The sequence below is a fragment of the Streptomyces sp. SJL17-4 genome, assembly GCF_036826855.1.
In the GTDB taxonomy this organism is placed as follows: domain Bacteria; phylum Actinomycetota; class Actinomycetes; order Streptomycetales; family Streptomycetaceae; genus Streptomyces.
This window is the reverse complement of sequence record NZ_CP104578.1, coordinates 4,966,765-4,989,617: the sequence shown is the minus strand read 5'-3', so window position 1 is coordinate 4,989,617 and position 22,853 is coordinate 4,966,765. Positions and strand designations below refer to the sequence as shown.

Sequence of the window (22,853 nt, the reverse complement as noted above, 5' to 3'; positions counted from 1 at the left end):
CAGTTCCCCCGTTTACTTGGCGTACGGGCCCTGCGGGCCGCCGACTGGCGGCTGAAGCAGCCACTGATGCTGCAGCCCGGTCTCGAATCCCGTGAATCCCGTGCGTGTGCCCTGCAATGCGGCCTTGTCCGCGTCCAGCCGGGCCTGGAGCGACTTGACCTGCATCGCCCACTGCTCGTGCGCGCTCTTGAGACCAGCGCTGGTCGCCCAAGAGGTGAAGGCGGTCTCCGCCGCGTTGGTGGACTCGTCCGCCACGATCCCCGCCTTCTGCGTGTCGGGCTGCAGGCGCGTCTCCAAAGCCTTCACCGCCGCGGCCTTCCCCGGATCGTTCGTCCGGAGATTCGGCTGCCCCGAGCCACCCCCGGGGGAAACCGCCGCGGAGTTCAACCTCATCGCGGAGTCCTGACGCACGGCCGCGTCCTCCCGGACCTCAGCCCATTCCTCGTCGAACGACACCAGTTCCCCCTTCGCCACTGTTGCCCCGCCCGCCACCCTACCCACGCCCCCCTCGAACGCCAGGGCGACAACACCCGTCCCCGTCAAGTCCCCGACCAGACGCGCGCGGCTCAGCGCCAGTGACCGTGCCTAAGGGCTGTACCGCAAATGATCACCAAGTCGCATCGGTCGCGACGGCCGACCGTTTCCCGTACGACCAGGGGCGGGCTACCGCGCTCGGTGGCGATGCAGGAGTCCCTGCACCTGCTCCACGTTCCACGGCATCACGCCAAGTGATAGGCCGCCGGCCGAGGACTGGCACTCGATGATGACGACCTGCGGATTCATGGTCCACATCTCGGCGACTCGCGGGCGCCGCTGTCCGACGGGGTGCAGGTCTGCGGGGAGCGGGAGCACCGAGCCGACTCGCAACCAGGGTTGCCACGTCAGATGTTCCGTCGTCGTGCGAACCCTGCCGTGTCGCCAGCGCCGTTTCCCCGCCAGTCCCTTGACTGCCATCGTGATGACGTCCGGGGCTTCAGCCACTGACTGAGCTTTGGATCGTCGCAGCTTGGCCTGGAACACGAGAGCTACCCCGCCTCCGCCGAGCAGTCCCCACAACACCGCTTCAATCATGGCCGTACTCAACCAGAAGCGGCGGGCTTCAACCACGGGTCTGCTGATGGTGCGCGCGAGAGATGATCTTGACGTGGCTGGTGTGATCACGGCGTCGGATCCGTCCTGGATAGCCCCGTTCTCCGGGCTGAGCCCCCGTGCCTTCAAGGAGCTGGTGACGGTTCTGTGGCGCCAGGGCATGCGGACGCTGTCCGCAAAGGCCGGCCGTGGAGCCTTCCACTGGAGGACCGGGCTCTGCTGGTCGCGGCGTGCTGGCGTACGAACCTGACCATGCGGCAGCTCGCGCCGCTGTTCGGCGTCTCGCAGTCGGCGGCGGACCGGATCATCGACCATCTCGGGCCGATGCTCGCGCTCCAGCCCCGCAAGCGGTTCGCGAAGGACACTGTGCTCATCGTGGACGGCACCTTGGTCCCCACCCGGGACCACACCATCGCCGAGCGGTCGAAGAACTACCGGCACTCCACCAACCACCAGGTCGCCATCGACGCCGACACCCGCCTGGTCGTCGCGGTCGGTCGGCCGCTCGCCGGGAACCGCAACGACTGCAGGGCACGGGAGGAATCCGGCGCCAAGGCCGCCGTCGGTAAGACGATGGCGATCGCCGACGGCGGCTACCCGGGCACCGAACTCGTCATCCTCCACCGCCGGCAGCGCGGCCAGGCTGAACTCCCGGACTGGAAAGAGGAACACAACACGTCCCACAAGCAGGTCCGCGCCCGCGTCGTGCATGTCTTCGCCCGCATGAAGACCTGGAAGATCCTCCGCGACTGCCGCCTCAGAGGCGACGGCGTCCACCACCCCATGCTCGGTATCGCTCGCATGCACAGCCTCGCCCTCGCTGGCTAGAACAACGCACCGCGCGGCGGCCGACCATGCCCGAGGCGACCTGAAGATCATTTGCGGGACAGCCCTTAGGTCAGAACGGACATCACGACTCACCTCCGCGAGGCCAGTGCCTTGATCACGCAGCCTCACCACCATCACCCTCGGCATGAATCGACCCAGCTCAGAGGGGGTAGCACGACGGCACCGCAGTCGACTCGCCCTAGGGGGGCGACCTCCGTGAGCCCTATCCGCTAGGCTGTCAGCGGTCAGTCGACCTTCAGGGCGCCTACCCGGGAAAGTGTCCCTCCGGACCTCACCCGGCATCGCCCCGACGGAAAGCTGACCAGGGCGTTTGTCACATCCCGCCCGGCATTCCCCACTGGGGTTTCCGACAGGGTTTTCGGCAAGCCCCCGCCTTCGTAGCTCAGGGGATAGAGCACCGCTCTCCTAAAGCGGGTGTCGCAGGTTCGAATCCTGCCGGGGGCACAAGGGAAAAGGGCACCTAGCAACATTGCTAGGTGCCCTTTGACATCCACGGCTGACATCAACGGCGAGGCATGGCGTCGTCCTCAGGCTTCCATGGTCTGCCATGCGGTCGTCGGGTCCTACTGGACGGGTGATGTCGGCGTCCTGGCGGTGATGCGAAGGCACCATGCCGGTTGCTTGAAACGACGCTGTTTCGGTGGAGCGCCACGACCATCATGAGGACGATGAGGGTTCGGTCGACCTTGGGGGGTCAATGTGACGTTGATGGAACTCGGGATCGTGGGTCCCGCACAGAGTGACGACTTGTTTCACTTCACGGGGCGCCCTGGCAGCCGCCCTGCAGGAGTGCCGCCCGAGATCCAACAGGCCACTGCGCAAGAACGGTTGGATCGGATCCTCTCCGAGAGGCGAATGCGCGCCTTCCCTCCATTCGGCGACACGCAGCCGTGCGTGTGCTTCTCGGAGAGCCCACCAGAGCATCTGACTCATCTGATCACCGACCGCAGATTCTCCCCATGGGGCATCGTTGCTGGCCGTACATCGATCTTGTCCCTCGGCGGGGGCTCTGTTGCCTACGTGCCGGATGCTGTCCGCGAGGACTTCAGGAGGGCCGGGCTTGGGCACTGGGCTGTTCGGACTGGGGCAGGATCCACCTGGATGCACGAGCGAGAGTGGCGGCTGCCGGCGAGAGCCGGGAGCGTGGAACTTGGTGGCGTCCGCGCGATCCTGATCGGCGATGCCGCATGGCGGCCATCCCTCGTCGAGACTGGCGATTGGATCAGCGGGGAGTCTGGTGAGCGTTTGCCTGGCCCGGATGCAAGCCCGTATGCGCGGCCAGAGGAGGACCTTCCCGAGCTGTGGCAGCAGTCCTGGATATGGGCTTGGAACCCCGAGTCCAAGAGCGTCGACAGGTACGCGCCCGGAACGCTGGTCTAGCTCGACGATCAGCGTCCAGCACCCAGGGACCTGCCGATCTAAGCACGTGTGTGCCCCCGCCCTGGACTCACAGGGCGGGGGCACTGCATGTGGCCCACGGTGGTCAGCTGAGCTCACAGCCGTACGCAATGCCAGAGTCACCCAAGACCGGGCCGCCTCTTGAGCAGCCGGTCCATGTGGCTGATGGCCTCGCGCTGCGTGTCCTGGACGACGTGCGTGTACACGTCCATGGTGATGCTGATCTGGCTGTGCCCGAGGATCTCCATGACGACCCGGGGAGCGACGCCGGCGGCAGTGAGCAGGGTCGCCGTCCCGTGCCGGGCGTCGTGGAGCCGGATGACGCGGAGCCCGGCGGAGGCAGCGACGCGGGTGAAGGATCGGTACACATTCCGAGGCTCGACCGGGCTGCCTGTACGCGTCGTGAAGACGTAATCGCTCCCCTTCCACTTCTCCCCCGCCTTGGCCCGCTGATCGTTCTGCCGCATCCGGTGCCAGCGCAGGGGCGCGATGCACATGGCGGGAAGCGGTACGGCACGCCGGCGGCGCCCCTTGGGATCGTCGTCATACAGGACTCCCCGGCGCCGCTGGATCTGCTGGCGGACGTAGAGGACGCGGTGGTCCAGGTCCACGTCGGCCCAGCGGAGGCCGATCAGCTCGCCCCGGCGGAGCCCCATGGCGATGGCGAGGACGAAGGCCGCGTACAGCGGGTCCCGGCGAGCGGCGGCGAGGAAGTCGAGCGTCTCGTTCAGGGACCAGGGGCTCAGCTCCCGGACCTTCGGGCGGGGCGGCTCGACGAGGGTGGCCACGTTGCGCGTGATCAGCTCCTCGCGGCAGGCGGCAGTGAGGGCGGTCCGCAGGACTCGGTGGGACTCCTTGGCCGTGGCCGCGGTGGTCTTCTTCTCCAGCTGAACAAGGAAGCGCCGGACGTCGGCCACGCTCAGGGACTCCAGCCGCTTGGAGCCGATCATCGGGACGAGGTACAGGCGAACGTGCGCCTCGTACTTGTCGTACGTGCTGAGCTTGCGGCGCGGCTGGACGACGTTGTCCAGCCAGTACGGGAGCCACTCGGAGAGCTTCGCCGAGCGGGTCGGCACGGGGATGCCGTTGTCGGCCTTGTCGAGGAGCGCGCGGCGCTTGGCGTCGCACTCGGCCCAGGTCTTGCCGTAGGCGAACTTACGGGCGCGGGTGCCATCCGGCTGAAGGACGTAGACGGCGGCCTGGAAACGGCCGTCCTTCCGCTGGGTGATGGTGCCGGCGCCGTTCGGGTTGCGCTTGCGCTTGGCGGGCATCAGGCGGCCTCTCGGATTTCGTGGGTGATGAAGTTCCGTACGGCGTCGACGGGCACGCGGCGGGCGCGGCCGACGGTGATCGAGGTGAGGCGGCGCGAGCGGATGAGGTCGTAGACCGTGGAGCGTCCGAGCTTGAGCCGGGCCATGACCTCGGGCACGGTCAGCAGTTCGTCGGTGGTGGCGGTGGTCATGCTGCGGCTCCTTCCGGGACATCCAGGCCGAGTTGGTCGTGCAGGGCCTCGCGGGCGGTCTGGCGATTGAGCTGAATTCCGCGCGAGATGGTCGCGGCGAGGGCGGCCTCCCCGGGGGTGTGGCCGTGTCCGGCGTACTGCCAGGAGGCGAGGACGAGCACGGTGTCCGGGTCGGTGTGGCCGTCCTGCGCGGCGCGGTAGTCGGCGCGGATCTGGCGGAGGGCGCCGAGGGTCGTCGAGTAGCGGCGTGACTTGGTGGAGAAGTGGCCGCGGAAGCCGAGCATGTGGGCCCAGGCGGTGAGCTTGCGGTCCGGGTAGAGCGGGGCCAGGTCGAGGCAGGCCTCAATGAGGCGGCGGGGGTGGTCGGCCATGTTGAGGAGGTCGAGCACTTCGCGGTTGCCGATTCGCCGGTCGAGGCTGCCGGTGGTCTCGGCGGCTTTGGTGGCGTACTTGGCGACGTACGAGGCCACGGCTTGTTCGGTGATGTCGGAGCCGTCGCCGAACGCTTTGACCGGGCGGATGTCGAGCTGGCGTCCCCACTGGAACCTCCGACGCGGCTGGTCTCCGGCGGCCGGGACGGTGATGGTCGTGTACGCGTGGACGGCGGCGGCGCGGATCGCATCGTCGAGCAGCCGCACGGTGGCCCAGGAGGGTGGGGTGGTGCCGGGGCCATCCGGTCCGTCGAGCCGGATCACGGCGTGGAAGTGGATCGCGCCCCGCTTCTGGAACTCGGCGACCTTCCCGTACGAGACCCGTAACACGTCCTTCAATTCGCGCTGGGTGAGCCCGGCGCGGGCGGCGAGCTCGCGGCGCAGACGGTTGGTGAAGCGCTGCCAGAGCTGTCCGGCGTGGTTGTTGAAGAGGACGGCTCCGGCGTAGTCGTACGCCTCGGGGTCGAGCGCCGTGCCGAGGGTGGGGTCGTTCTCCGGGTGGCGAGTCCCGCAGCGGCAGGTGCCGCGGTCGGGCCGGTTGTGCACGGGGCCGAAGGACGGGGCGGTGAGGGTGGCGAAGACCCGGGGGTGGTCGCGGACGGTCGCGGGGATGGCTTTGGACTCGTCACCGGCGAGGCCCGCGCGGATCAGGTGGTAGGTGTCCCCCGCGTAGGTGTGGGCGCAGGAGGGGCAGCGGGAGGCGCGGCGGTTGCCGCAGGCGACGCGGAGACGGCCGCCGGGCTCGGCCTCCGTGGAGTATCGGCGGAGGGTCTCGCCGGACGTGCGGTCCTTGGCGAGGGACCAGCCGGTCAGGTGGATGGGATCGGAGCAGCCGCCGGTGCGGTGCACCTGGTCTCGCCAGCGGTCGAAGTCGGGGGCGGCGGCGACTCGGAGAACGTCGTGGAGGGTGGCCGGGTCCAGGCCCGCCGCGGTGGCGGCGGTGCGCTGATCCATGATGGGTGTTCCTTCCGGTTGAGAGATCGGCGAGGGGTACGGCTCCCGGGCGGCGGATGCTTGGCGGTATCGAGGCCGCCCGGGGGCCGGTCAGCGTCGCTTGGCCGAGGACGCCATCAGCGAGCGGATGACGAGGGCGCAGACGGCGACCGATGCGGCAGTGACGGCGGTCGCGAGGAGCATCGAGACCAGGACCGTTCCGACGACCAGGACGACGGCGGTGCCGGCGCCGATGACGGCGAGCGCGGTGCCGGGGGTGATCTGGATGGTGGGCCGGGCCGGGGTGACCGGGGCCAGGGGCTGCTGCACGGTCTGAACGACGGTCGGCTGAACGACGGCGGGCGGGGTGACGAGGCCGGTCGGCGTCGGCATGGTCGGGATCTTGGGTCGGAACATGAGGCGGTTCTCCCTTCCGGGTCAGGTCACTTGGAGATCGCGGTGTCGATGACGGGGGCCAGCAGGCTGTCGGCGAGGAGGAAGCCGCCGAGGAGCAGCACGGCGACGAGCCACCAGGGCGGGCGGATGAGCTTGATGCCGAGGGCGCCGACGACGATCAGGGCGAGCCAGAGCGGGACGTCCACGAGGGGTTTCCGTTCAGTGGGAGATGCGGCAGCGGTGCGTGCGGGCCGCGAGCTGGGCGGCGGAGGAGCTGGAGTAGTCCGAGGACCAGCCGCAGCGGTCGGAGGTGCAGACGGCGGCGTACTTGGTGCGTCCGTGGCGGTCGCGGTGGCTACCGATCTGGACGGGGCCAATGCGCATCACGGAGTGGAAGTGGTCGCGAGGGGACATGGCGTTCTCCGTTCTGATCAGGCGAGTTGGGCGGCGATGGCGTCCGCCATGGGTGCGGGGACGCCGAGGCGGGCACGCAGGGTGTCGGTGTCGATGGGGTGGCCCGTACGGGCGCGGTGATCGTCGGCGACCTTGCGGGCGTGCTCGACCAGGGCGGCAGGGACGGGCACGGTGAGCGCGGCTGCCAGCGCGGGCGCGGTCGGCTCCAGCTCGGCGACGGCATCAGGCTCGGGGGCGTACTCCGTGTCAGTCGACGTGTCTCCGATCGGCTCCGGCTCGACCACCACGCGGGTCTCCGAGTCCGTCGGGGCTGGGGAGTGGGCGAGGAGCGTGCCACCGAGGAAGGCGACCGCGGGCCACCCGGCGATGCCGAAGCGCAGCCAGCCGGGTGGATGGGCGAGGTCGAGGAACCCGGCGGTGGCGACGTTCGCACCGAGCGAGGCGAACAGGGAGACCAGGAACCAGCACCAGGCGAGCCGGGACGAGCCGTCTGAACGGAGCCGGCGCCAGGCGGCGACGAGGAGCAGGTCGACAGAGACGGGATAGGCCCACGCTTTCCATCCGGTCTGTCCGGCAGCGGCGGCCAGGTCGTGCAGGTGGGCGAAGGACAGCGCACCGGCGATCAGGGCTTGGACCAGCACGGCGTCGACGCGAAGCTTGCTGGTCATGTCGGCACCTCCTTTTGCAGGCGTTCGGGGCATGGCGGGGTAGGGACGTGGCGCGATGCGGTCGCGCCGACCGGGTGGGACGGGGAAGGTCAGGCGGTAGCCGACGACTCGGCAGACGCCGGGGCCGGAACCTTGACCGGGTGTACGAGCGGCGCGACGGCGGGCCGGAAGGCGGCAAGGCCGGGCAGGTCCGGGACGAGGTGCGCGTACTTGTTGCAGGCGTTGACGGCCGTACGGAGCGAGGTGTGCGGCGTACGGATGCGGGCCCAGCCGCCGGAGGCGTCGCCGGTGATCGCGAGGCCGGGCGAGTCGACAGGGATCTGGACGGTGGCGAGGACGGCGTCCGGCGCGATGTCGCCGAAGGCCATGTTGGCGCTGGTCTCGTCGTTGACGCGGTGGGCGGTACGGACACTGAGCTGAGCGCGGAGCATGGTGATGCCCTTGCCGAGTTCGGAGCCGAAGCGCTGCCCGCAGATCTCCAGATAGATGCCGGCGGCCCGGCCGAGCTGGGCGAGTCGAGCGAGTGAGGTGATGATCCGGTCTCGCCGCTTCTCTTCCTCCTTCCTGGCGAAGAGGGCGAGTTCGGCGACCTCGTCGACGAGGAGGACGACGGGAACGGGACGGAGGTGGTCGGGCAGGTCCCAGATGTCGGCGGCGATGTCGGCGTCCGGGGTGTCGGCGGTGATGCGCTGTTCGGCGCGGATGAGTTGGTAGACACCCTCCATGTGCGCGATGAGCGCGTCGAGGAGGTCGGCGGCGGTGTCGGGGTTGTCGGCGAGAGCGGAGAAACGACGGGCCAGAGGGAACAGCTCGACTCCTTGCTTGCAGTCGATCCCCACCAAGGCCACTTCCTGGGCAGCGAGTTCAGCGACAAGATTCCGCTGGTAGACGGACTTCCCGGACTTGGTAGCTCCGATCGTGAGGGCGTGCGGGGTGGTGCGGTAGTCGCGGTAATGAACGGCACCGTCCTCGCGCAGAGCGACCGGTAAGCGCATGGTCGAGCGCTCGACGCCGGCGGGCATCTGCACCCGCTTGAGCACGTCGTAACCGGTCATCCGCAGTTCGACGACGCCGGAGCGGAGCTCCTGGGAGGCCACGCCGTGCATGCCGAACGAGTGCCGCAGCCGGTCGCACGAGGCAGCAACGTCGAAGGCGTCCTGTCCGGGGCGGAGCCCCAGCCGTAAGACGAGGCCGGTCCGGGTGGGCCGAAGCCGCAGGATGCGCGGGGCCCGGGGCTCCGGCACGGGCCGGTTGGCCATGCGGGCGATGGCGAGACGCCAGCGGGGCGGAGGAACGGTGAGCCCGCAGGCGTCCATGACCGAGGAGTACCGGCCCAGGACCCTAAGGGTGGCGAGTACGACCCCGAAGGTCAGCCAGTACCAGGCGGGCCGCCGCCACCGCAGGAGACCTGCGAAGGCGACGACCAGCACAGCGGAGACGATCAACCACCGCATGATCAGGCGGCCTTCGAGGTCGCAGCGCTGCCAACGAGCGAGGTGACCGCGACGGCGCGGAAGGCGATGCCGTGTCGGCGCTGGCCGTTGAACTCGTTCTCCCAAGGCCGGGCGATCAGGCCGGTGACCGCGACCGGGGTGCCCATGACGAGGTCGGCGGAGACACCGGTCTCCGGGACGGTCACGGTCAGGATCTCGACCTCACCGTTCGCCGCGAACATCACGTCCACGGTCGACAGCGCGGCGCCGGTCTCGGCGTCCATGGCGCGCTCGCCGGTACGCCGGTCCTTCACCTTGGGCTGCGGGGACTGGGCGACCATCACGGAGGCCGCGGAGGTGTCGACGGGGATCTGACGCACAGAGATCACTCCTCTAGAAGTGCTGGACTCCGTCACTCATGTATATGAGTGACGTGAAGAAGAGTGCCCGACTCCTATACATGAGTCAACCCGCCCGGACGAAGAAGTCCAAGCGGGTTGAGGAGAGTTGACCGCGCGTCAGTCGGCGGCAGGGATCCGATACTCGAAGACGAACTGGTCAGCGGCCATGAGGGTGTCACACACCTCGACCACGCGACCGGTCTTGGTGACGGCGTTCCGCAGCAGGTGAACGACGGGGGCCCCGGGGCTCAGGGCAAGTTCGGACGCCTCAGCCTTGGCGGCCGGCCGAGCCTGCAACGTCTCCACGAACTCGACGAAGACGTGCCCATCATCCTCCAGCCGGGCGTAGATCCCACCGGGCCCGGGGTTCTCGGAGAAGAGCTGCGGGATGTCCTTGACGACGTCCCACGGAAGGTAGGAGGAGGCGGTCTCAACGGGCACGCCGTTACGGAAGTACAGACGCCGCCGCGCGAGCACCTGCGTACCGGCGTCGACGCCCAGCCGCTCGGCGATGTCCTCCGGCGCCTCCATCGGCCCGATGTAGAGGACGCTCACCTTGGCGGTGGCACCAGACTGAGCGGACTCCGCAAGGTATGCGGCCTTCCCCCCACGCCGATGCGACGCCCGAAACCGATCCGACGACCGCAGCCGCACGGGCGGCCGGTCCTTCACGATCGACCCCTTGCCGTGCCTCGTCTCCACAAGCCCGCTCGCACGAACCTCGACCATCGCCTTACGGATGGTCCCGCCGGCAACGCCGTACCGCTCGACGAGCTCGGACTCACTCGGCACCAGGTCGCCAGGCTTGAGAACCCCAGCCTGGATCTGCTGAACAATCTCCTCGGCGATCTGGACGTACCGAGGTACGGACCGACCACCTCCTACTGGAGTTCCCACAGTCTTTCCCACTCTCCTATGCTCCTGTACATGAGTAACAGCGCCCGAGAGACGACGTCAACGCCACTGCACTCCGTGTCCGTCGCGGGCGCAGTCGTACGCGAAGACGGCCGCCTCCTGGCGATCCGCCGAGCAGACAACGGCACCTGGGAACTCCCGGGCGGCGTCCTCGAACTCACGGAGGCCCCCGAAGAGGGCGTGGCCCGCGAGGTCTGGGAAGAGACAGGCATCCGAGTAGAGGTCGAAGAACTGACCGGCGTCTACAAGAACACCACCCGAGGCATCGTGGCGTTGGTCTTCCGCTGCAAGCCCACAGGCGGCGAGGAGCAAACCTCCGCCGAATCAACCGCGGTCGAGTGGCTCACCCCGGCAGAGATCACCGACCGCATGACGGAGGTGTACGCGATCCGCCTCCTGGACGCCCTGGATGACGAAGGCCCCCACGTCCGCAGCCACGACGGCCGGCAGCTCCTGGGAAGGTCAGCATGACGACCCCTGTAGCGCTCAACTTCGAGCTCCTGTCAGACGGGAGCTCCCACGACAACCTCCGCTTGCGCCTTGGGCCCTACCGCCACACCAGCGATTCGTACTACCTCGCCATCGACGACTCCCCCACAGCGTCAACAGACCTCAAGACGGACCTCGCACGTCTCTTGGAGCAGTGGAGGAGCCAGGTCGACGAGCTGAAGGGCACAGGGGGCACGGCCTACCTGCCCTACGACTTCTCCGACCAGTGCACAGCCTGGCTCCGCGTCTCATCCGCAGACGGCCATAACGCCGAGGTACAAGCGGGGTGGAGCCGGATAGAGGGCTGGAGCTTCATGCCCTCCGACTACCTGGCAACGGCCCGCGAGGTCGCAGACTTTGTCCCCGAAGCGGACGCCCGGATCGAGTGCTCCTTGGAGGCCTTGTCCCGGAGCATCGCCACGAACGCCGAGACTTTCACGGCCCCCAGCGCGTAGCGACGCGGTAAGAGTTTCCCTACCTCATCAAGGCACCCGCCGCGCACGGCGCGGCGCGCGCGGCCCGTCGCCCGGGCCTGCGCTCCTGTCTCCGCCCCGCTCCAGCCCGACCGCCGGCCGCACGCCTGACAGCTCGGATTGATGGGTGGTGAACCCCTCTGTGGCTGGGGCCGGTCGGCTCCACGGCTTTAGGCAGCCACTTTGGGGCGAGCCTCTAAGATCATGGCCCCAACGTCGTGCTTTACCGGGCAGGTCCACAGACTGCCCGACGCGCCGGAAGCTTACGGGGCCATGATCACTCGCCCCAAAGCAGCTCCAGCCCAAAGCCGCTCCACCGACCTCGGAACCACTCCCGGCACCGCAGTCGTCGATACACTCGCCGCACTTACCGGAAGAGCCTCGGAGTGTACTGGTGAAGCAAAGCCTGCAAGACGAGATCGACGACCGCTCGCGAGAGATTCACACAGATCGATACAGCATGTCGATCAACGAAGTCGCGGCCATGTATCTGGATGGGGACCTTGAAACCCACCCAGAGTTTCAGCGGATTTTCCGTTGGACTCTTGAGCAGCAGTCTCGCTTGGTGGAGAGCGTATTCTTGGGCATCCCCATCCCCCCCATCTTCGTAGCGCAGCGATCAGACGGCGTATGGGATGTGGTCGATGGAGTCCAGCGACTCTCGACGATCTTTCGCTTCATGGGAGTCCTAAAGGACGACAAAGGCGAGATCGACCTTCCACTCCCGCTCACTAGTGGCGAGTATCTGACATCACTCTCCGGGGTCACCTGGGACACCGAGGCCATTTCACCGGACTCAGAAATCGACCCATCGGATATCGTAGAACTCTCGGAAGCGCAACGTCGAGTCTTTAAGCGCGCACGCCTCGATTTCCAAATCGTGCAGAAAGAGAGCGACGATCAGGCAAAATTCGACCTCTTCCAGAGGCTTAACAGCGGCACTCGCCTGTCAGAGCAAGAAGCTCGAAACTGTCTTGCCGTAATGCTTGACCCAAGCTTTTCAAGGTGGCTTGACGACCTCGCGGCACAAGGCTACTACACGAGCGTTGTCGACATTACGGAAAGAAAGGAAAGGGAATCGTACGGAACCGAGAACATTCTACGATACCTCGCCTGCGCCCGCGCAACAATGTCCGAGCTTCGCGAGATGGGAGACTTCGGAGAGTTCCTCACTGATCAGATGAGAGAGTTCGTCGCGGACCCCACCTTTGATAGAGAAAAGGAGGCAGAACGTTTTCGCTTCGTCTTTTCGCTCCTAAAGGAAGCACTAGGAGAGAAGTCATTTCGCCGCTACTACGGAGACGGCGATCGGTTCGCCGGAGCCTTTAGCGTTTCAGCCTTTGAGGCCGTCACCAGCGGGATCGCCCGGAATTACGAGTTCTGGCGGGACGTACCCGAGGAGCATGACCGGCTGCAAATGGTTCGCGACCGAGTTAAGCGCGTCTGGCAGGATTCAGTATTCACCCAACGAAGCGGCGGGGGGAAGCGCACAAACAGGCGTATCCCATACATGGTAGAGGTGGGCGAAAGAATCTTTCAGGGATAGGAATGCGCACACCTGGAGAGCTCGAAGACGCATTGGATGAGGATCTGGCGTGGCGCCGCATCGAGATGCATAGCATCCTCAGCCAAATTCGCGCCGCGCGCGGACCCAGCCGAACTGGTCTATGCCGTGCAGGCGTCGCCCTCCTATACGCACACTGGGAAGGCTACGCAAAGAAATCACTCTCGAACTATCTACAATATGTCGCGCGCCGCAAACTAAAGAACTCTGAGCTTCAAGACTGCTTCGTCGCACTCGCAATAGAGGCGGCCATCGCTAAGGAGCAAAACCTCACAGCCTCCCGGCGGTCCGTCAGGCGCATCACCATGCTGCGCGACACCAGAGACGATCGCCCCTTCATCCCTTCAAGGGATGGAATCGACACACAGTCGAACCTAAATAGCGACGTCCTCTTTGACCTCATGACGTCACTCGGTCTAAGCCCGGCGCCGTTCGAAACAAAGACGATGCTAATCGACCACTCTCTCCTCACCTCCCGCAATAAAATTGCACATGGGGAGTTCCTTGCACTTGACCACGTAGGTTACGAGGAGCTGCACTATGAGGTGATCTCGATAATCGAGACCATCCGTAATCTGGTAGTCGATGCCGTCAGCAATCAGCTCTATAGAAAGAGAAGCGCCAGTCCGTGACCAGGCGAAGGTGGTAACACACTGCGCTTCCGGAGCCGTACGCGCGGTGCGGCAACTGCAGAGAGCCCCGGCCGTCAGGCAGGGGCTCTCTGCAGCATGGTGCTCGTTGCCGCTAGCCGAACGCTGCAGCCGACTGCCGCGGGGCATCCTTGCCTGTGCGATCGGCGAAGCCGGGTGCTTGCAGGCGATAGCCACGGCTCGTCGCTACGCGGAGTGTGTCCCGCAGGGCCTCGACCAGGTCGGCCGACAGGCTACGCAACTCGTCAGACTCCGTCCCCTCGTTGCCGATGACTTCCAGAGCATGCGCCACGAGTTCAGCCGCGTCACAGAGTTGGATCGCTTCGGTGCTATCGGCTAGGCGCGACAGGTGGCTGTCTTCGTCGTCGGTGCTCAGATAGCAGGGCTTGCCGTCGGGGCTCGACCACGGCAGGAGACGGAGTTCGTTGTGGAGCGTCATCCTTCCTGTCCTTTCTCGTTGGTTACGTGGTGCGTGTCGAAGAGCGCATCCGTGCGGTCGCTGGGAAGGACCAGAAGTGCTGCCTCGACCACACGGCCGGTGTTGTCGGTCGACACGCGAGTGATCGAGAGGACGGCCAGCGCCGAGCTGATGCGAAGAGTTGAGGCTTCCTCGGGGGTGGGGAGGCGGGCACTGACCCGGTCTCGGCTTTGGCTCACGCCGGATCGGTGCCAATGGAGCTCCGCGGGCGCCAGGTCGCGAGGGACGTAGATGCGGGCCAGGCTGTGCGGCGACTCCCCCTGATGAGTGACGCAGAAGAACTCCGTCAGCAGCGCCCGCGACGGGACCTTGAGTAGGGGGATCAGGTGTCCGCGCGCTCGGAGGTTGGTCGTGCGGATCGTGACGTGGAGGTCTCCGTCCGGGGTGAGGCGGCCTCCGGTGTACGTGAGTCTGCGGAGGGGGTGGCGGACGAAGTTGCCCTTGCCGTGGATCTTCTCGATCAGGCCCTCGGCCTGGAGGAGTGCCAGGGCATTCCGCAGGGTTGGAGTGCTGACCTTGTAGTGCGTGGCGAGCTGGGGCTCCGAGGGAAGGCGGGTGCCGGCCGTGAGTTCGCCGGTGGTGATCTGGGACCGGAGGTCGTCGGCGATGGTGTGGCGGAGGGACCGCATTGGGTCGATCACCACCTTCTGAGCACGCGTACGGCGATCAAGCGCGTACGGGTGTGCATCGTCAGGAGTTCGCCCGATTCGAAGAGGAGGCGCTTGGCGCCGCCGGGGAGTTGGCGGAGGTCAGCTACTCGGCACGGTTGGCCGCCGATCTGGATGACGTCGCCGCGCTGCACGGTGGCCGTGGTGATCTCGACCGGGGAGGCGAGTGCGCCACCCGGGGGGAAGCCGTTCACGATGTCGCCTCCGGTGACGTGGTCGCGCGGTGGCAGGAGCAGGCGCACGCCTCATAGATGACTGGGATGCCGATTGGCGCCGTCGTCGGAGAGGAGTGTGCGCACTCCTGGTGGGTGCCGATCCGGCACGCGCTGGACTCGTAGGGCGTGGCTGCTGCCAAGGGGACACGGGTCATCCGAGGGTCTCCGCCGGCGCAAAGCAAGTGTGGGCGAGGATGTGGTGCGGGACCGGCGCCGAGCTCTGCCGGGTGCGTTGCTCGACGGCCAGGACGTACGGACGGACGAGAGCCGTCGCCTCTCCCGGGAGGAAGTCCGTGCGATCTCCGAGCCGTCGCAGGAGCAGCGTCAGTTCATCGGACGGGTTGGGCAGGACAAGCGGCGGACGGGTCAGCCTTAACACCTCGCGGTGCCGGGCCTCTTGGGCGTATCGCTCTCTGGTGCGCGTGATGGCGCGGCGGATACGGTTGAGCACGCTGATCAGCTCCTATCGCTGATGGCCAGGTCCCCGGACATCGCCCGTCGCGGGGACCACTTTGTTCACGACGGCCCATAGGGTGCGGCCGCCCAGGCTGGTGGCCAGGAGACCGAATCGGTCTGCCGCCGCCACGACTTCCAAGACCTCCCGCCATGTCTCGGCGGGGAGGGATTCCGGTACCTCCGCTTCGATCGATGTGTGCCAGGGGTGCGCTTCCGTCCGTGTGGTGAGTCCGGCGGCTGACAGCCGGGCAGCCAGGGCCTCCGCGCTTACTTCTGGAGCAGGCACAGGGAAGCCTCCGTCACCGGCGATCACTTTCAGTGAAGCTAGTTAACTAGATTAGAGCTAGTGGACTAGATTTTCCATATGCCTGAGCAGCCGCCTTACCTCCACATCGCCGACGTACTCCGGCGGCGGATCGCGGAGCACGAGTGGACTCCTGGTGACCGGCTGCCCTCTCGGGCCCAGATCGGCCAGGAGTGCGGGGTGGGCGAGAACGTCGTTCGCCGGGCCCAGGAGTTGTTGATCTCCCAGGGCGTGCTGGAGGGGCGGGCCGGGTCTGGGACCTACGTGGCCGAGCCCCGGCAGCGGGTGCGGATGGTTCGGTCTGCGGCGCGCGAGCAGCCCGACGGATCGCCCTTCCGGGCCGACATGAAGGCCGTGGGGCGGAATGGCGGCTGGGAGAGCCGGACCGATGCCAAGGTGCCCGCGCCGGCGGAGATCGCTGCGCGGCTCGGGATCGGTGAGGGCGAGCTGTGTGTCCGGACCGTGTACGAGTTCCTCGCCGACGGGCGGCCCGTGCAGTTGTCGACGAGCTGGGAGCCGTACGACCTCACCGGCGGGACCCTCGTCGTCCTTCCTGAGGGTGGGCCTCATGCCGGGGCCGGCGTCGTGAACCGGATGGCCCAGATCGGCGTCACCATCAGCCACGCCGTCGAGCAGCCCGAGCCGCGGCAGGCGACCGCTGAGGAAGCGTCGCTCCTTGGGATCCAGAAGGCCGCGCTCGTCACGCACATCCGGCGGACCTACTACAGCGACCAAGGACGGCCCGTGGAAACTGCGGACATCGTTGTGCCCGCAGCACTGTGCGAGATCGTCTATGAGATCCCCATCAGCTGACGGACGCTACGACCGACCACTGACAGAACGACTGAGACAGGTTGCACGCAATGGCTGACTGGCCCCTCCGCTGCCCCGAGTGGGATCGGTCCATGGAGTGGAAGGGATACGTCCTCTGCCTGCGCGAAGAGGACGAGAAGCGAGTCTGTCGTTCCCTGTGGCGTTGCCCGGACCGAGTTCTCTGGTGGCACTGGGCCGACCGCCAGGACGAACCGCTGGAGCGCTGCCCCATCCCCAACCTGGTTCGCTGACGCCCACCGTCGACAACAACAGGCCCCGGGGCGACAGACAATGGCGGCATGACGTTGACGATCTGGGTCGATGACTGGCAGATGCAGTGCTGCGGAGAAAGCTTCGCGCCAGGGGATGTCGTCTCGTGGACGCTGCTGGAGGTCGATCCGGAGGACTACGCCGACATCGTCGGTGGCGAACGTGCGGATGAGATCGACTTCCGCGAGGAGCACCACGGCCAGGGGGAGGGGCACACACCCACCTCGGTGGAGGTGGTGTCGATCGTCGAGGTGCACTGCCGCTACGGGGTACCCCCGGGCGCCACGGACAAGGCGAACTACCCCGTTCCGGGCACGACCGTTCTGGTCCCGGTCAAGGCGGCGGACGGGTGGGCGAAGGCCAGGCCGGACGTTGGCTTCGCGGGCTACCTGGTGACCGCACGGCGTGCCTCCGACGAGCCCGAAGATGCCGCTATCCCGATCAGGCGGTAGCTCGTCTCAGCTCCGCAGGTCTGGCCAACCGTCTCGGTTGGAGTAGCTCTCGAAGCAGTACCGGGTTGAGCGGTCCCACTCCTCGCCGGTGGCCAGCTCGTACGCCTTGTCCGGCACGTACAGCAGCCACTCGCCGTCGCACTCGCTGGCGGTGTACGGGGTGAACTTGTCGACGTCGAAGAAGACGCTCTCCCACACAGCTTGCCCCGCGGCCACCACGGCGCAGCGTGCGTACAGGAACACGTCGGCCGACTGCGGGAAGGGACTGCCGTACCGGGCCGTCAGGTCGACCACCGGCAGGGTGCCGAACTTCTCCTGGTCCAAGCGGTACAGAGCCTCGGCGTTACGCTCCGCGAAACCGATGATGTCGGGGACGGAGCGGCGGCTCAGTTCCTCAGCGAGGCGCTGGCAGCTCTCTTCGGTTGCTTCGCCGTTCAGGGTGGCCATCAGTGCCCAGAAGTCGGCCCATGTCATTCTCACGGGCGCAGGATGTCAGGCCGGTCTGACATCCACGGCTGACATCAACGACGGTGGATGGCGACGGTCGTTCCCGGCTGTCCGCAGCAGCCGTCAGTAGCGGTCCATGCCCGGCTACGGGCGTAGGATCGAACTCCTAAAGCGGGTGTCGCAGGTTCGAATCCTGCCGGGGGCACAAGCGAGAAGACCATCTGGTGATGTCACCAGGTGGTCTTTGTCGTCGTACCCCGTCCTGCCTCCTGACGGTCGTCGTAGCATCCCCCTGATGTCCCGCAGCCGACCGAAGGCAGGCTCCGTGAGTGTGTTGCCGTTCGTCGACGAGCATGTCGTCGTCGTGGACGCCGGGGTCGAGGAGTTGTGGCGGCGGTTGCTGGTGGGGGTCGGGCGGTCGCTTTCCACGGGGGGTGGGGCGCGGTACGCGCGGCTCGTTGGGGCCGTTCCCCGGGAGCACGGTGGGGTCCGGCCGCTCGGCGTGGGGTCGGAGTTTCCCGGGTTCCGGGTCGCCGGGCTCGTGGCGGGACGGGAGCTGGCGCTGGAGGGGCGGCACCGGTTCTCCTCGTACAGCCTCGTCTTCCGGGTCGAGGAGCTGACGGACGGGCGCTGCCGGCTGCGCGCCGAGACCCGCGCCGTCTTTCCCGGGGCGGCCGGGCGGGTCTACCGGGCGCTCGTCATCGGGAGCCGTGGGCACGCCTTCGCCATGCGGCGGATGCTGGCCGGGTATCGGTACCCGTGACGGCGACGCCGGATCGGCCGGTCGGATACCGGCGCCCTTAGCGCCGGCTTCGGATCAGCGGAGAGTCACCGGAGTCAGCGGAGTTCTTCCGGGCACGGTGTGCCCCGGGAGAGTTTGTACGGGGCCGCCAGGCGGTAGACGCCGGCCTTCGGGGCGACCAGTTCCGTCCATTCGTCGCCCTCCGCGTCCGCCTCCGTCTTGAAGAGGCAGCCCTCCTCGTTGGCGAAGACCTTCGGGAGCTCGGTGTCCGACTCCTCGCGGGCCAGCTTCGACGCCTCCGTCTCCTGCGGGGATTCGATCTTGCCGCCGTTCTCGTCCACCAGGGCCAGCCACGGGGAGTACGGGACGCGGATGAGGACCCGGCCGGGGGATTCGACGCGGATCACGACCTCGTTCTCCTCCGCGCTCTGCACCACCGCCGGCGGGTTCGCGAGCGGCGTCGGGTTCGCGACCTCGTACAGGCGCCAGTTCTCGTCCGACCAGACCTGCTTCAGGTACGGCAGGCCCTCGTCGACCAGTTCCGCCTCCTGCTCCGCGCCCGAGTCGGGCGCGCCCGTCGGCAGCACCACGAAGTGGACGGCCCAGCGGTGGAGCCAGTCCTCGTAGTTCACGGAGTTCAGCGTGTCGTCGTAGAAGAGCGGGTTGCGCTCCATGTCCGCCTGACGGTTCCAGCCCCGCGCCAGGTTGATGTACGGGCTCAGCGCCGAGGACTCACGGTGGCTCGACGCCGGTACGACCTCCACCCGCGCCTTGCGCGCGTCCCGCACCTGGAGCTGGTTGATCAGCGGCGCGAGCTCGCGCGCCCAGGAGGCGTCCGGGGCGGTACGGATCACGTCGTCGACGCCCTTGAAGCCGATCCAGAAGTTCAGGCCGACGAAGGCCACTACCAGCGCGTACCAGCGGCGTGAGCGCGGCGCCGTGTACGGCAGGGCCGCCAGCAGCACGACGCCCGCGAAGAGCATCGGGAGCCGCGAGATGTTCGAGCCGATCTGCGAGTCGATCAGCCAGGTCAGCAGCGTGCCGATCGTGTACACCGCCGCCGCGGTGCGGACCGTCCGCCAGTCCTTCGGGACGAGGAGGAAGGTCAGCACGCCGAACAGCAGCGGCAGCGCCGTCGAGCCGAAGGCCATCGGCTGCGTGCCCGAGAAGGGGAACAGCCACGAGGACAGCGCCACGACCGCCACCGGCGCCAGGCCCAGCGCGTACGCACCCGGCCGCCGGCGGTTCAGGAAGAGAGCCGCCGCCGCGACCCCCAGGAACAGACCCGCCACCGGGCTGCACGCCGTCGCCAGGCCGGCGAGCGGCGCCGCCACCGCGGCCTTCGCCCAGCGCTTGCGGCGCCAGCGGTGCGGCCAGCAGAACACCGCCGCGACCGCGCCGACCGCGAACATCATGCCGAGACCGAAGGTCACCCGCCCCGACAGGGCATTGCAGAGGAACGCGAAGACGCCCGCGAGCGAGCACGCGAGCGGGTTACGGACCGCCCGCACCCGCACCAGGATCAGCGCGGTCAGCCCCGCCGACAGCGTCCCCGCGACCATCATCGTGCTGCGCACGCCGAGCATCGACATCAGATACGGCGACACGACGCTGTACGAGACCGGGTGCATCCCGCCGTACCAGGCCAGGTTGTACGCCGAGTCCGGGTGCCGGCCGACGAACTCGGCCCATGCGTCCTGCGCCGCCAGGTCGCCGCCGCTGTTCGCGAAGAAGAAGAACCACAGGATGTGGGTGACGGCCGCGAGGCCGGTGGCCGCCATGACCGTGTAGCGGCGCTTCCGCCGCGGGGCCGGGGCCGGGGCGGTGGACGCCGGGGCGGGCCGCTGCGCCGGAAGCACTATTCGCGGGAGCGAATCAGGAGACGCGTCGTCGTCGGTGGCGTCGGTTGCTGTCGCGGTGTCGGCTTGGCCATCGGTACGACCGTCGGCGTGGTCGGAGTCAGGGGCTGAGTCCGCGCGGTCGGCGCGTGTCGGCTCGGCGGTGGTCACTGCGGCCCTTTCCCGTGCTGCCCGTCTCGCATCTCGCATCTCGCGCGGTTGTCACGCGTCGTACTCGTCCCCAGGAAAACGCTAACAGCTGGGCTCCCCGGAGAACTCGGGGAACCCAGCCGAGTGGGTGGCCGCTCAGCCCACGCGGGTCAGCTTCTTGTCGAAGCCCGGCTCCGCCAGGTCCGTCTTCAGCGCGACCGGGGAGCTGACCTTGCCGGCGCCGGTGCCGATCGACACCTGGCCGACGATGTCGCCCGCCTTGCCGGTGTGCGGGACGGCCTTGCCGCCGTCCGTCAGCGCCAGCTTCACCTGGAGGCCCGGCCAGCCGATCGCCTTGAGCTCCTTCGTCGCCACGACCGGCGTCCGGCCGCCGAGGCCGTCGTCCACGTAGCCGAGGACCTGGCCCTTGCGGACGACGGCCGCCGAGGTGACGTCCTTCTGGGCCTGCTGGATCAGCTTGTAGCTGTTGTCGATGGCGAGCTGGAGCTTCTGGCCGAGCTGCTCCGCGTCCTTCGCGCCCATCACGATGCCGAGGATGCGCCGGTTCTTGCCGTCGACGACCGTGTTCGCCGACCAGAGCAGATTGCCGCCCGCCGGGGTCGACGAGCCGGTCTTGATGCCGCTGACACCCGGCTTGAGCAGGATGTTGTTGTTGTTCTCGATCCGGCCGGGGATGCCGTCCACCGTCACGTTCGGCATGTTCACGATCTCGCGGAACACGTCGTACTGCATGACCGCCTTCGCCAGCTTCAGCTGGTCCTGCGGGGTCGACACGGTGCTGTCGAGCAGACCCGACGGGTCGGTGTACGTGGACTGGGTCATGCCCAGGTCCTTCGCGGCGGCGTTCATCTTCTCGACGAACGCGGCTTCCGAACCGGCGTCCCAGCGCGCGAGCAGCCGGGCCACGTTGTTCGCGGAGGGGATCATGAGGAGCTCCAGGAGCTCCTTCTCCGTGTACGTCTGACCCTGCTGGACCGGCGCCGTCGACTCGTGCTCCGCCTTGCCCTGATCGGCGGCCTTCTGGTCGATCTCGATCTCGGGGCCCTTCTGGCTCCCCTTGAGCGGGTGGTCACGGAGGATCACGTACGCCGTCATCGTCTTCGTGACGCTCGCGATCGGGGCCGGCTTCTGCGCCCCGTACGTACCCATCGATCCGACGCCCTCGACCTCGACGGCGCCCTGCCCCTCGGTCGGGAACGGCAGCTTCAGCTCACCGCCGCCGAAGGTGAAGGTCGGCGCGGCCGTGAGCGTCAGCACGGGCGCGGGCAGCGGGCGGACCATCTGCACGATCGCAAAGACGATCAGGATCAGCACGATCAGCGGGGTCCAGATCCGCACCCGACGCACGGTCGTCCGCAGCGGAGTCGGCGGCGGGGGCGGGGTGTTCGTCAGCTCGGCGAGCAGGTCGAGCGGGGGCAGCGGCGGGAGCGGCTGCTGCCGCGTCCGCTCCGGCTCGGAGAGCGCGGGAGCGGGAGCGGATGCGGGGGCGGGCGCGGCTGTGGGCGCCGACGCCGAGGGCGCCTTCGGCTGTACGGGGGCGGAGGCGGCGGGCCGGGGAGCCTCGGGCGCCTTGGGGGCCGCCGCGGCCGCCTGGGCCTTCTGAGCCTTCTGCTCGGCCGGGATGTCCGCCCGCAGCGGCAGGAAGGTGCTGGTGCGCTCGCTGTCCGTATCCCCGGTGCCGTTGCCGTTGCCGTTGCCGGTCAGGGACGACGGGAGCTTCAGGGCGGTCGTGGGCTGGTCCACCGGCAGCCGGACGGCCTTGAACATGGTCGTCGGCTGATCGACCGGCTCGTCGTCGACGCCGTCGCCGGAGTCGGCAGACTCGGCGGATTCGGCGGGGGTGTCGGCGGGCTCCTCGGTCGCGGGCTCCTCGTCCGCCGCCGGCTTCCGCGCCGCGAACCAGGATTCCGCGGAGGACTTCTCCGTGAACGGCTCCGTGGTCGCCTTCGGCTCCACGGACTCCTCGTCCTCCGGCTCCAGCTCGTCCTCAGCGGACTCGTCCGACTCCGCCGCGTCGCCCTCCGGCTCGTCCTCGTCGTCGTCCTCGTCGGACTCCTCGGACTCCTCGGACTCCTCGGGCGCGTCCTCCGCCGTCGCCACCCACGCCGCCACCGCGGCCTTCAGACGGTCGCTCTCGGACTCCGGAGCCTTCTCCGGCTCCGGCTCCGCCTCCGACTGCTCCGACCGCTCCGGCGCAGCCGCCGGTGCGTCGTCCTCCGGGGTCCGCGGCGCCAGGGTCTTGAAGACGGCCGTCGGCTGGTCCACCTGCACCGCCGATGCCGGCGGCGACGAAACCGAAGCCGCCGACGAGGCGTCCGACTTATGGAGCACGGAAAGCCGAGGATCCCTGCCGCCGCCGCCCGAGGCCGTCGTCTCCTGAGACGACCCCTGCTGCTCCGCCTTGTCGGGGGACTCGCCCGCCACCGTGCCTCCT

At 68.0% G+C, this 22,853-nt stretch carries 26 protein-coding genes, 1 tRNA gene and 1 pseudogene; 9 read left to right on the top strand and 19 right to left on the bottom strand.

Going from position 1 to position 22,853, the window contains the following annotated elements; genetic code table 11:
* Positions 1–12: 12 nt before the first annotated feature.
* Together N5875_RS22530 and N5875_RS22525 are read right to left on the bottom strand one after the other, a co-directional pair.
* Positions 13–456, bottom strand: a complete 444-nt coding sequence (locus N5875_RS22530) for a hypothetical protein (RefSeq protein ID WP_318210791.1) — start codon at positions 454–456, stop codon at positions 13–15.
* A gap of 207 nt (positions 457–663) precedes the next feature.
* A complete protein-coding gene (locus N5875_RS22525; RefSeq protein WP_338499394.1) occupies positions 664–1,161 on the bottom strand; it encodes a hypothetical protein in 498 nt (165 codons plus the stop codon).
* On the opposite strand from N5875_RS22525, the pseudogene N5875_RS22520 reads away from it, so the two are divergent.
* Together N5875_RS22520 and N5875_RS22515 are read left to right on the top strand one after the other, a co-directional pair.
* Positions 1,145–1,917, top strand: a pseudogene (locus N5875_RS22520) (transposase). The gene N5875_RS22525 and the pseudogene N5875_RS22520 overlap by 17 nt on opposite strands.
* A 392-nt stretch (positions 1,918–2,309) precedes the next feature.
* A tRNA-Arg gene (locus tag N5875_RS22515) sits at positions 2,310–2,382 on the top strand.
* A gap of 1,073 nt (positions 2,383–3,455) precedes the next feature.
* Here N5875_RS22515 and N5875_RS22510 read toward each other — a convergent pair.
* From N5875_RS22510 to N5875_RS22465, 10 genes are all read right to left on the bottom strand, one after another.
* A complete protein-coding gene (locus tag N5875_RS22510; protein ID WP_338495574.1) occupies positions 3,456–4,607 on the bottom strand; it encodes a site-specific integrase in 1,152 nt (383 codons plus the stop codon).
* Entirely contained in the window at positions 4,607–4,798 is a 192-nt protein-coding gene (locus N5875_RS22505; RefSeq protein WP_338495573.1) for a helix-turn-helix domain-containing protein, read from the bottom strand. Before N5875_RS22505 ends, N5875_RS22510 begins: the two co-directional genes overlap by 1 nt.
* Positions 4,795–6,183 carry a replication initiator protein RepSA gene (gene repSA / locus N5875_RS22500; protein WP_338495572.1) on the bottom strand — a complete coding sequence of 463 codons (1,389 nt, stop codon included), beginning with the start codon at positions 6,181–6,183 and terminating at the stop codon, positions 4,795–4,797. The genes N5875_RS22505 and repSA overlap by 4 nt, the downstream gene beginning before the upstream one ends.
* 90 nt (positions 6,184–6,273) lie before the next feature.
* Positions 6,274–6,579 (bottom strand): SpdD-like protein, encoded by a 306-nt coding sequence (locus N5875_RS22495; protein WP_338495571.1) that lies wholly within the window; start codon positions 6,577–6,579, stop codon positions 6,274–6,276.
* Positions 6,580–6,605: 26 nt separating this feature from the next.
* Positions 6,606–6,764: a hypothetical protein gene (locus tag N5875_RS22490; RefSeq protein WP_017947661.1), complete on the bottom strand. Its 159-nt coding sequence runs from the start codon at positions 6,762–6,764 to the stop codon at positions 6,606–6,608.
* Between the two features lie 13 nt (positions 6,765–6,777).
* Entirely contained in the window at positions 6,778–6,972 is a 195-nt protein-coding gene (locus N5875_RS22485; protein ID WP_338495570.1) for a mobile element transfer protein, read from the bottom strand.
* Positions 6,973–6,989: 17 nt separating this feature from the next.
* On the bottom strand, positions 6,990–7,640 hold the full coding sequence (locus tag N5875_RS22480; protein WP_338495568.1) for a DUF2637 domain-containing protein: 651 nt from the start codon (positions 7,638–7,640) through the stop codon (positions 6,990–6,992).
* 89 nt (positions 7,641–7,729) lie between these two features.
* Positions 7,730–9,094, bottom strand: a complete 1,365-nt coding sequence (locus tag N5875_RS22475) for an FtsK/SpoIIIE domain-containing protein (RefSeq protein ID WP_338495567.1) — start codon at positions 9,092–9,094, stop codon at positions 7,730–7,732.
* 2 nt (positions 9,095–9,096) lie between these two features.
* The gene (locus tag N5875_RS22470; RefSeq protein WP_150269278.1) at positions 9,097–9,453 is read right to left on the bottom strand and encodes a hypothetical protein; all 357 of its coding nucleotides are present in this window, start codon (positions 9,451–9,453) and stop codon (positions 9,097–9,099) included.
* 138 nt (positions 9,454–9,591) lie between these two features.
* A complete protein-coding gene (locus tag N5875_RS22465) occupies positions 9,592–10,371 on the bottom strand; it encodes a GntR family transcriptional regulator (RefSeq protein WP_338499235.1) in 780 nt (259 codons plus the stop codon).
* Between the two features lie 18 nt (positions 10,372–10,389).
* On the opposite strand from N5875_RS22465, the gene N5875_RS22460 reads away from it, so the two are divergent.
* The 4 genes from N5875_RS22460 (at position 10,390) to N5875_RS22445 (ending at position 13,547) form a co-directional block, all read left to right on the top strand.
* Positions 10,390–10,860: an NUDIX domain-containing protein gene (locus tag N5875_RS22460; RefSeq protein WP_338495566.1), complete on the top strand. Its 471-nt coding sequence runs from the start codon at positions 10,390–10,392 to the stop codon at positions 10,858–10,860.
* Positions 10,857–11,333: a hypothetical protein gene (locus N5875_RS22455; protein ID WP_338495565.1), complete on the top strand. Its 477-nt coding sequence runs from the start codon at positions 10,857–10,859 to the stop codon at positions 11,331–11,333. Before N5875_RS22460 ends, N5875_RS22455 begins: the two co-directional genes overlap by 4 nt.
* Positions 11,334–11,811: 478 nt before the next feature.
* Positions 11,812–12,897 carry a DUF262 domain-containing protein gene (locus N5875_RS22450; RefSeq protein WP_338495564.1) on the top strand — a complete coding sequence of 362 codons (1,086 nt, stop codon included), beginning with the start codon at positions 11,812–11,814 and terminating at the stop codon, positions 12,895–12,897.
* A gap of 2 nt (positions 12,898–12,899) precedes the next feature.
* Positions 12,900–13,547 (top strand): MAE_28990/MAE_18760 family HEPN-like nuclease, encoded by a 648-nt coding sequence (locus tag N5875_RS22445; RefSeq protein WP_338495563.1) that lies wholly within the window; start codon positions 12,900–12,902, stop codon positions 13,545–13,547.
* A gap of 112 nt (positions 13,548–13,659) precedes the next feature.
* Here the strand turns inward: N5875_RS22445 and N5875_RS22440 are convergent, their stop codons facing one another.
* The 4 genes from N5875_RS22440 to N5875_RS22425 all read right to left on the bottom strand — a co-directional run bounded on the left by N5875_RS22440 (position 13,660) and on the right by N5875_RS22425 (position 15,668).
* Positions 13,660–14,004: a hypothetical protein gene (locus N5875_RS22440; protein WP_338495562.1), complete on the bottom strand. Its 345-nt coding sequence runs from the start codon at positions 14,002–14,004 to the stop codon at positions 13,660–13,662.
* Positions 14,001–14,672 carry a GntR family transcriptional regulator gene (locus N5875_RS22435; protein WP_338495561.1) on the bottom strand — a complete coding sequence of 224 codons (672 nt, stop codon included), beginning with the start codon at positions 14,670–14,672 and terminating at the stop codon, positions 14,001–14,003. Before N5875_RS22435 ends, N5875_RS22440 begins: the two co-directional genes overlap by 4 nt.
* An 8-nt stretch (positions 14,673–14,680) precedes the next feature.
* Entirely contained in the window at positions 14,681–14,905 is a 225-nt protein-coding gene (locus N5875_RS22430; RefSeq protein ID WP_338499234.1) for a hypothetical protein, read from the bottom strand.
* 484 nt (positions 14,906–15,389) lie between these two features.
* Positions 15,390–15,668 carry a hypothetical protein gene (locus N5875_RS22425; protein ID WP_338499232.1) on the bottom strand — a complete coding sequence of 93 codons (279 nt, stop codon included), beginning with the start codon at positions 15,666–15,668 and terminating at the stop codon, positions 15,390–15,392.
* Positions 15,669–15,746: 78 nt separating this feature from the next.
* Here N5875_RS22425 and N5875_RS22420 point away from each other — a divergent pair, with 78 nt between their 5' ends.
* Positions 15,747–16,499, top strand: coding sequence for a GntR family transcriptional regulator (locus tag N5875_RS22420; RefSeq protein ID WP_338495560.1), 753 nt, complete (start codon positions 15,747–15,749; stop codon positions 16,497–16,499).
* Positions 16,500–16,798: 299 nt separating this feature from the next.
* Positions 16,799–17,221: a DUF6578 domain-containing protein gene (locus tag N5875_RS22415; protein WP_338495559.1), complete on the top strand. Its 423-nt coding sequence runs from the start codon at positions 16,799–16,801 to the stop codon at positions 17,219–17,221.
* 6 nt (positions 17,222–17,227) lie between these two features.
* Here N5875_RS22415 and N5875_RS22410 read toward each other — a convergent pair whose 3' ends face one another.
* Complete coding sequence (locus N5875_RS22410; protein ID WP_338499231.1) at positions 17,228–17,695, bottom strand: DUF4240 domain-containing protein; 468 nt, start codon at positions 17,693–17,695, stop codon at positions 17,228–17,230.
* A gap of 298 nt (positions 17,696–17,993) precedes the next feature.
* On the opposite strand from N5875_RS22410, the gene N5875_RS22405 reads away from it, so the two are divergent.
* A complete protein-coding gene (locus N5875_RS22405; protein WP_338495558.1) occupies positions 17,994–18,431 on the top strand; it encodes a hypothetical protein in 438 nt (145 codons plus the stop codon).
* A 74-nt stretch (positions 18,432–18,505) separates the two neighbouring features.
* On the opposite strand, the gene N5875_RS22400 is transcribed toward N5875_RS22405, so the two are convergent.
* Positions 18,506–20,191 carry an MFS transporter gene (locus tag N5875_RS22400; protein ID WP_318210946.1) on the bottom strand — a complete coding sequence of 562 codons (1,686 nt, stop codon included), beginning with the start codon at positions 20,189–20,191 and terminating at the stop codon, positions 18,506–18,508.
* Between the two features lie 363 nt (positions 20,192–20,554).
* Positions 20,555–22,843: a serine hydrolase gene (locus N5875_RS22395; protein ID WP_338495557.1), complete on the bottom strand. Its 2,289-nt coding sequence runs from the start codon at positions 22,841–22,843 to the stop codon at positions 20,555–20,557.
* Between the last annotated feature and the right edge of the window lie 10 nt (positions 22,844–22,853).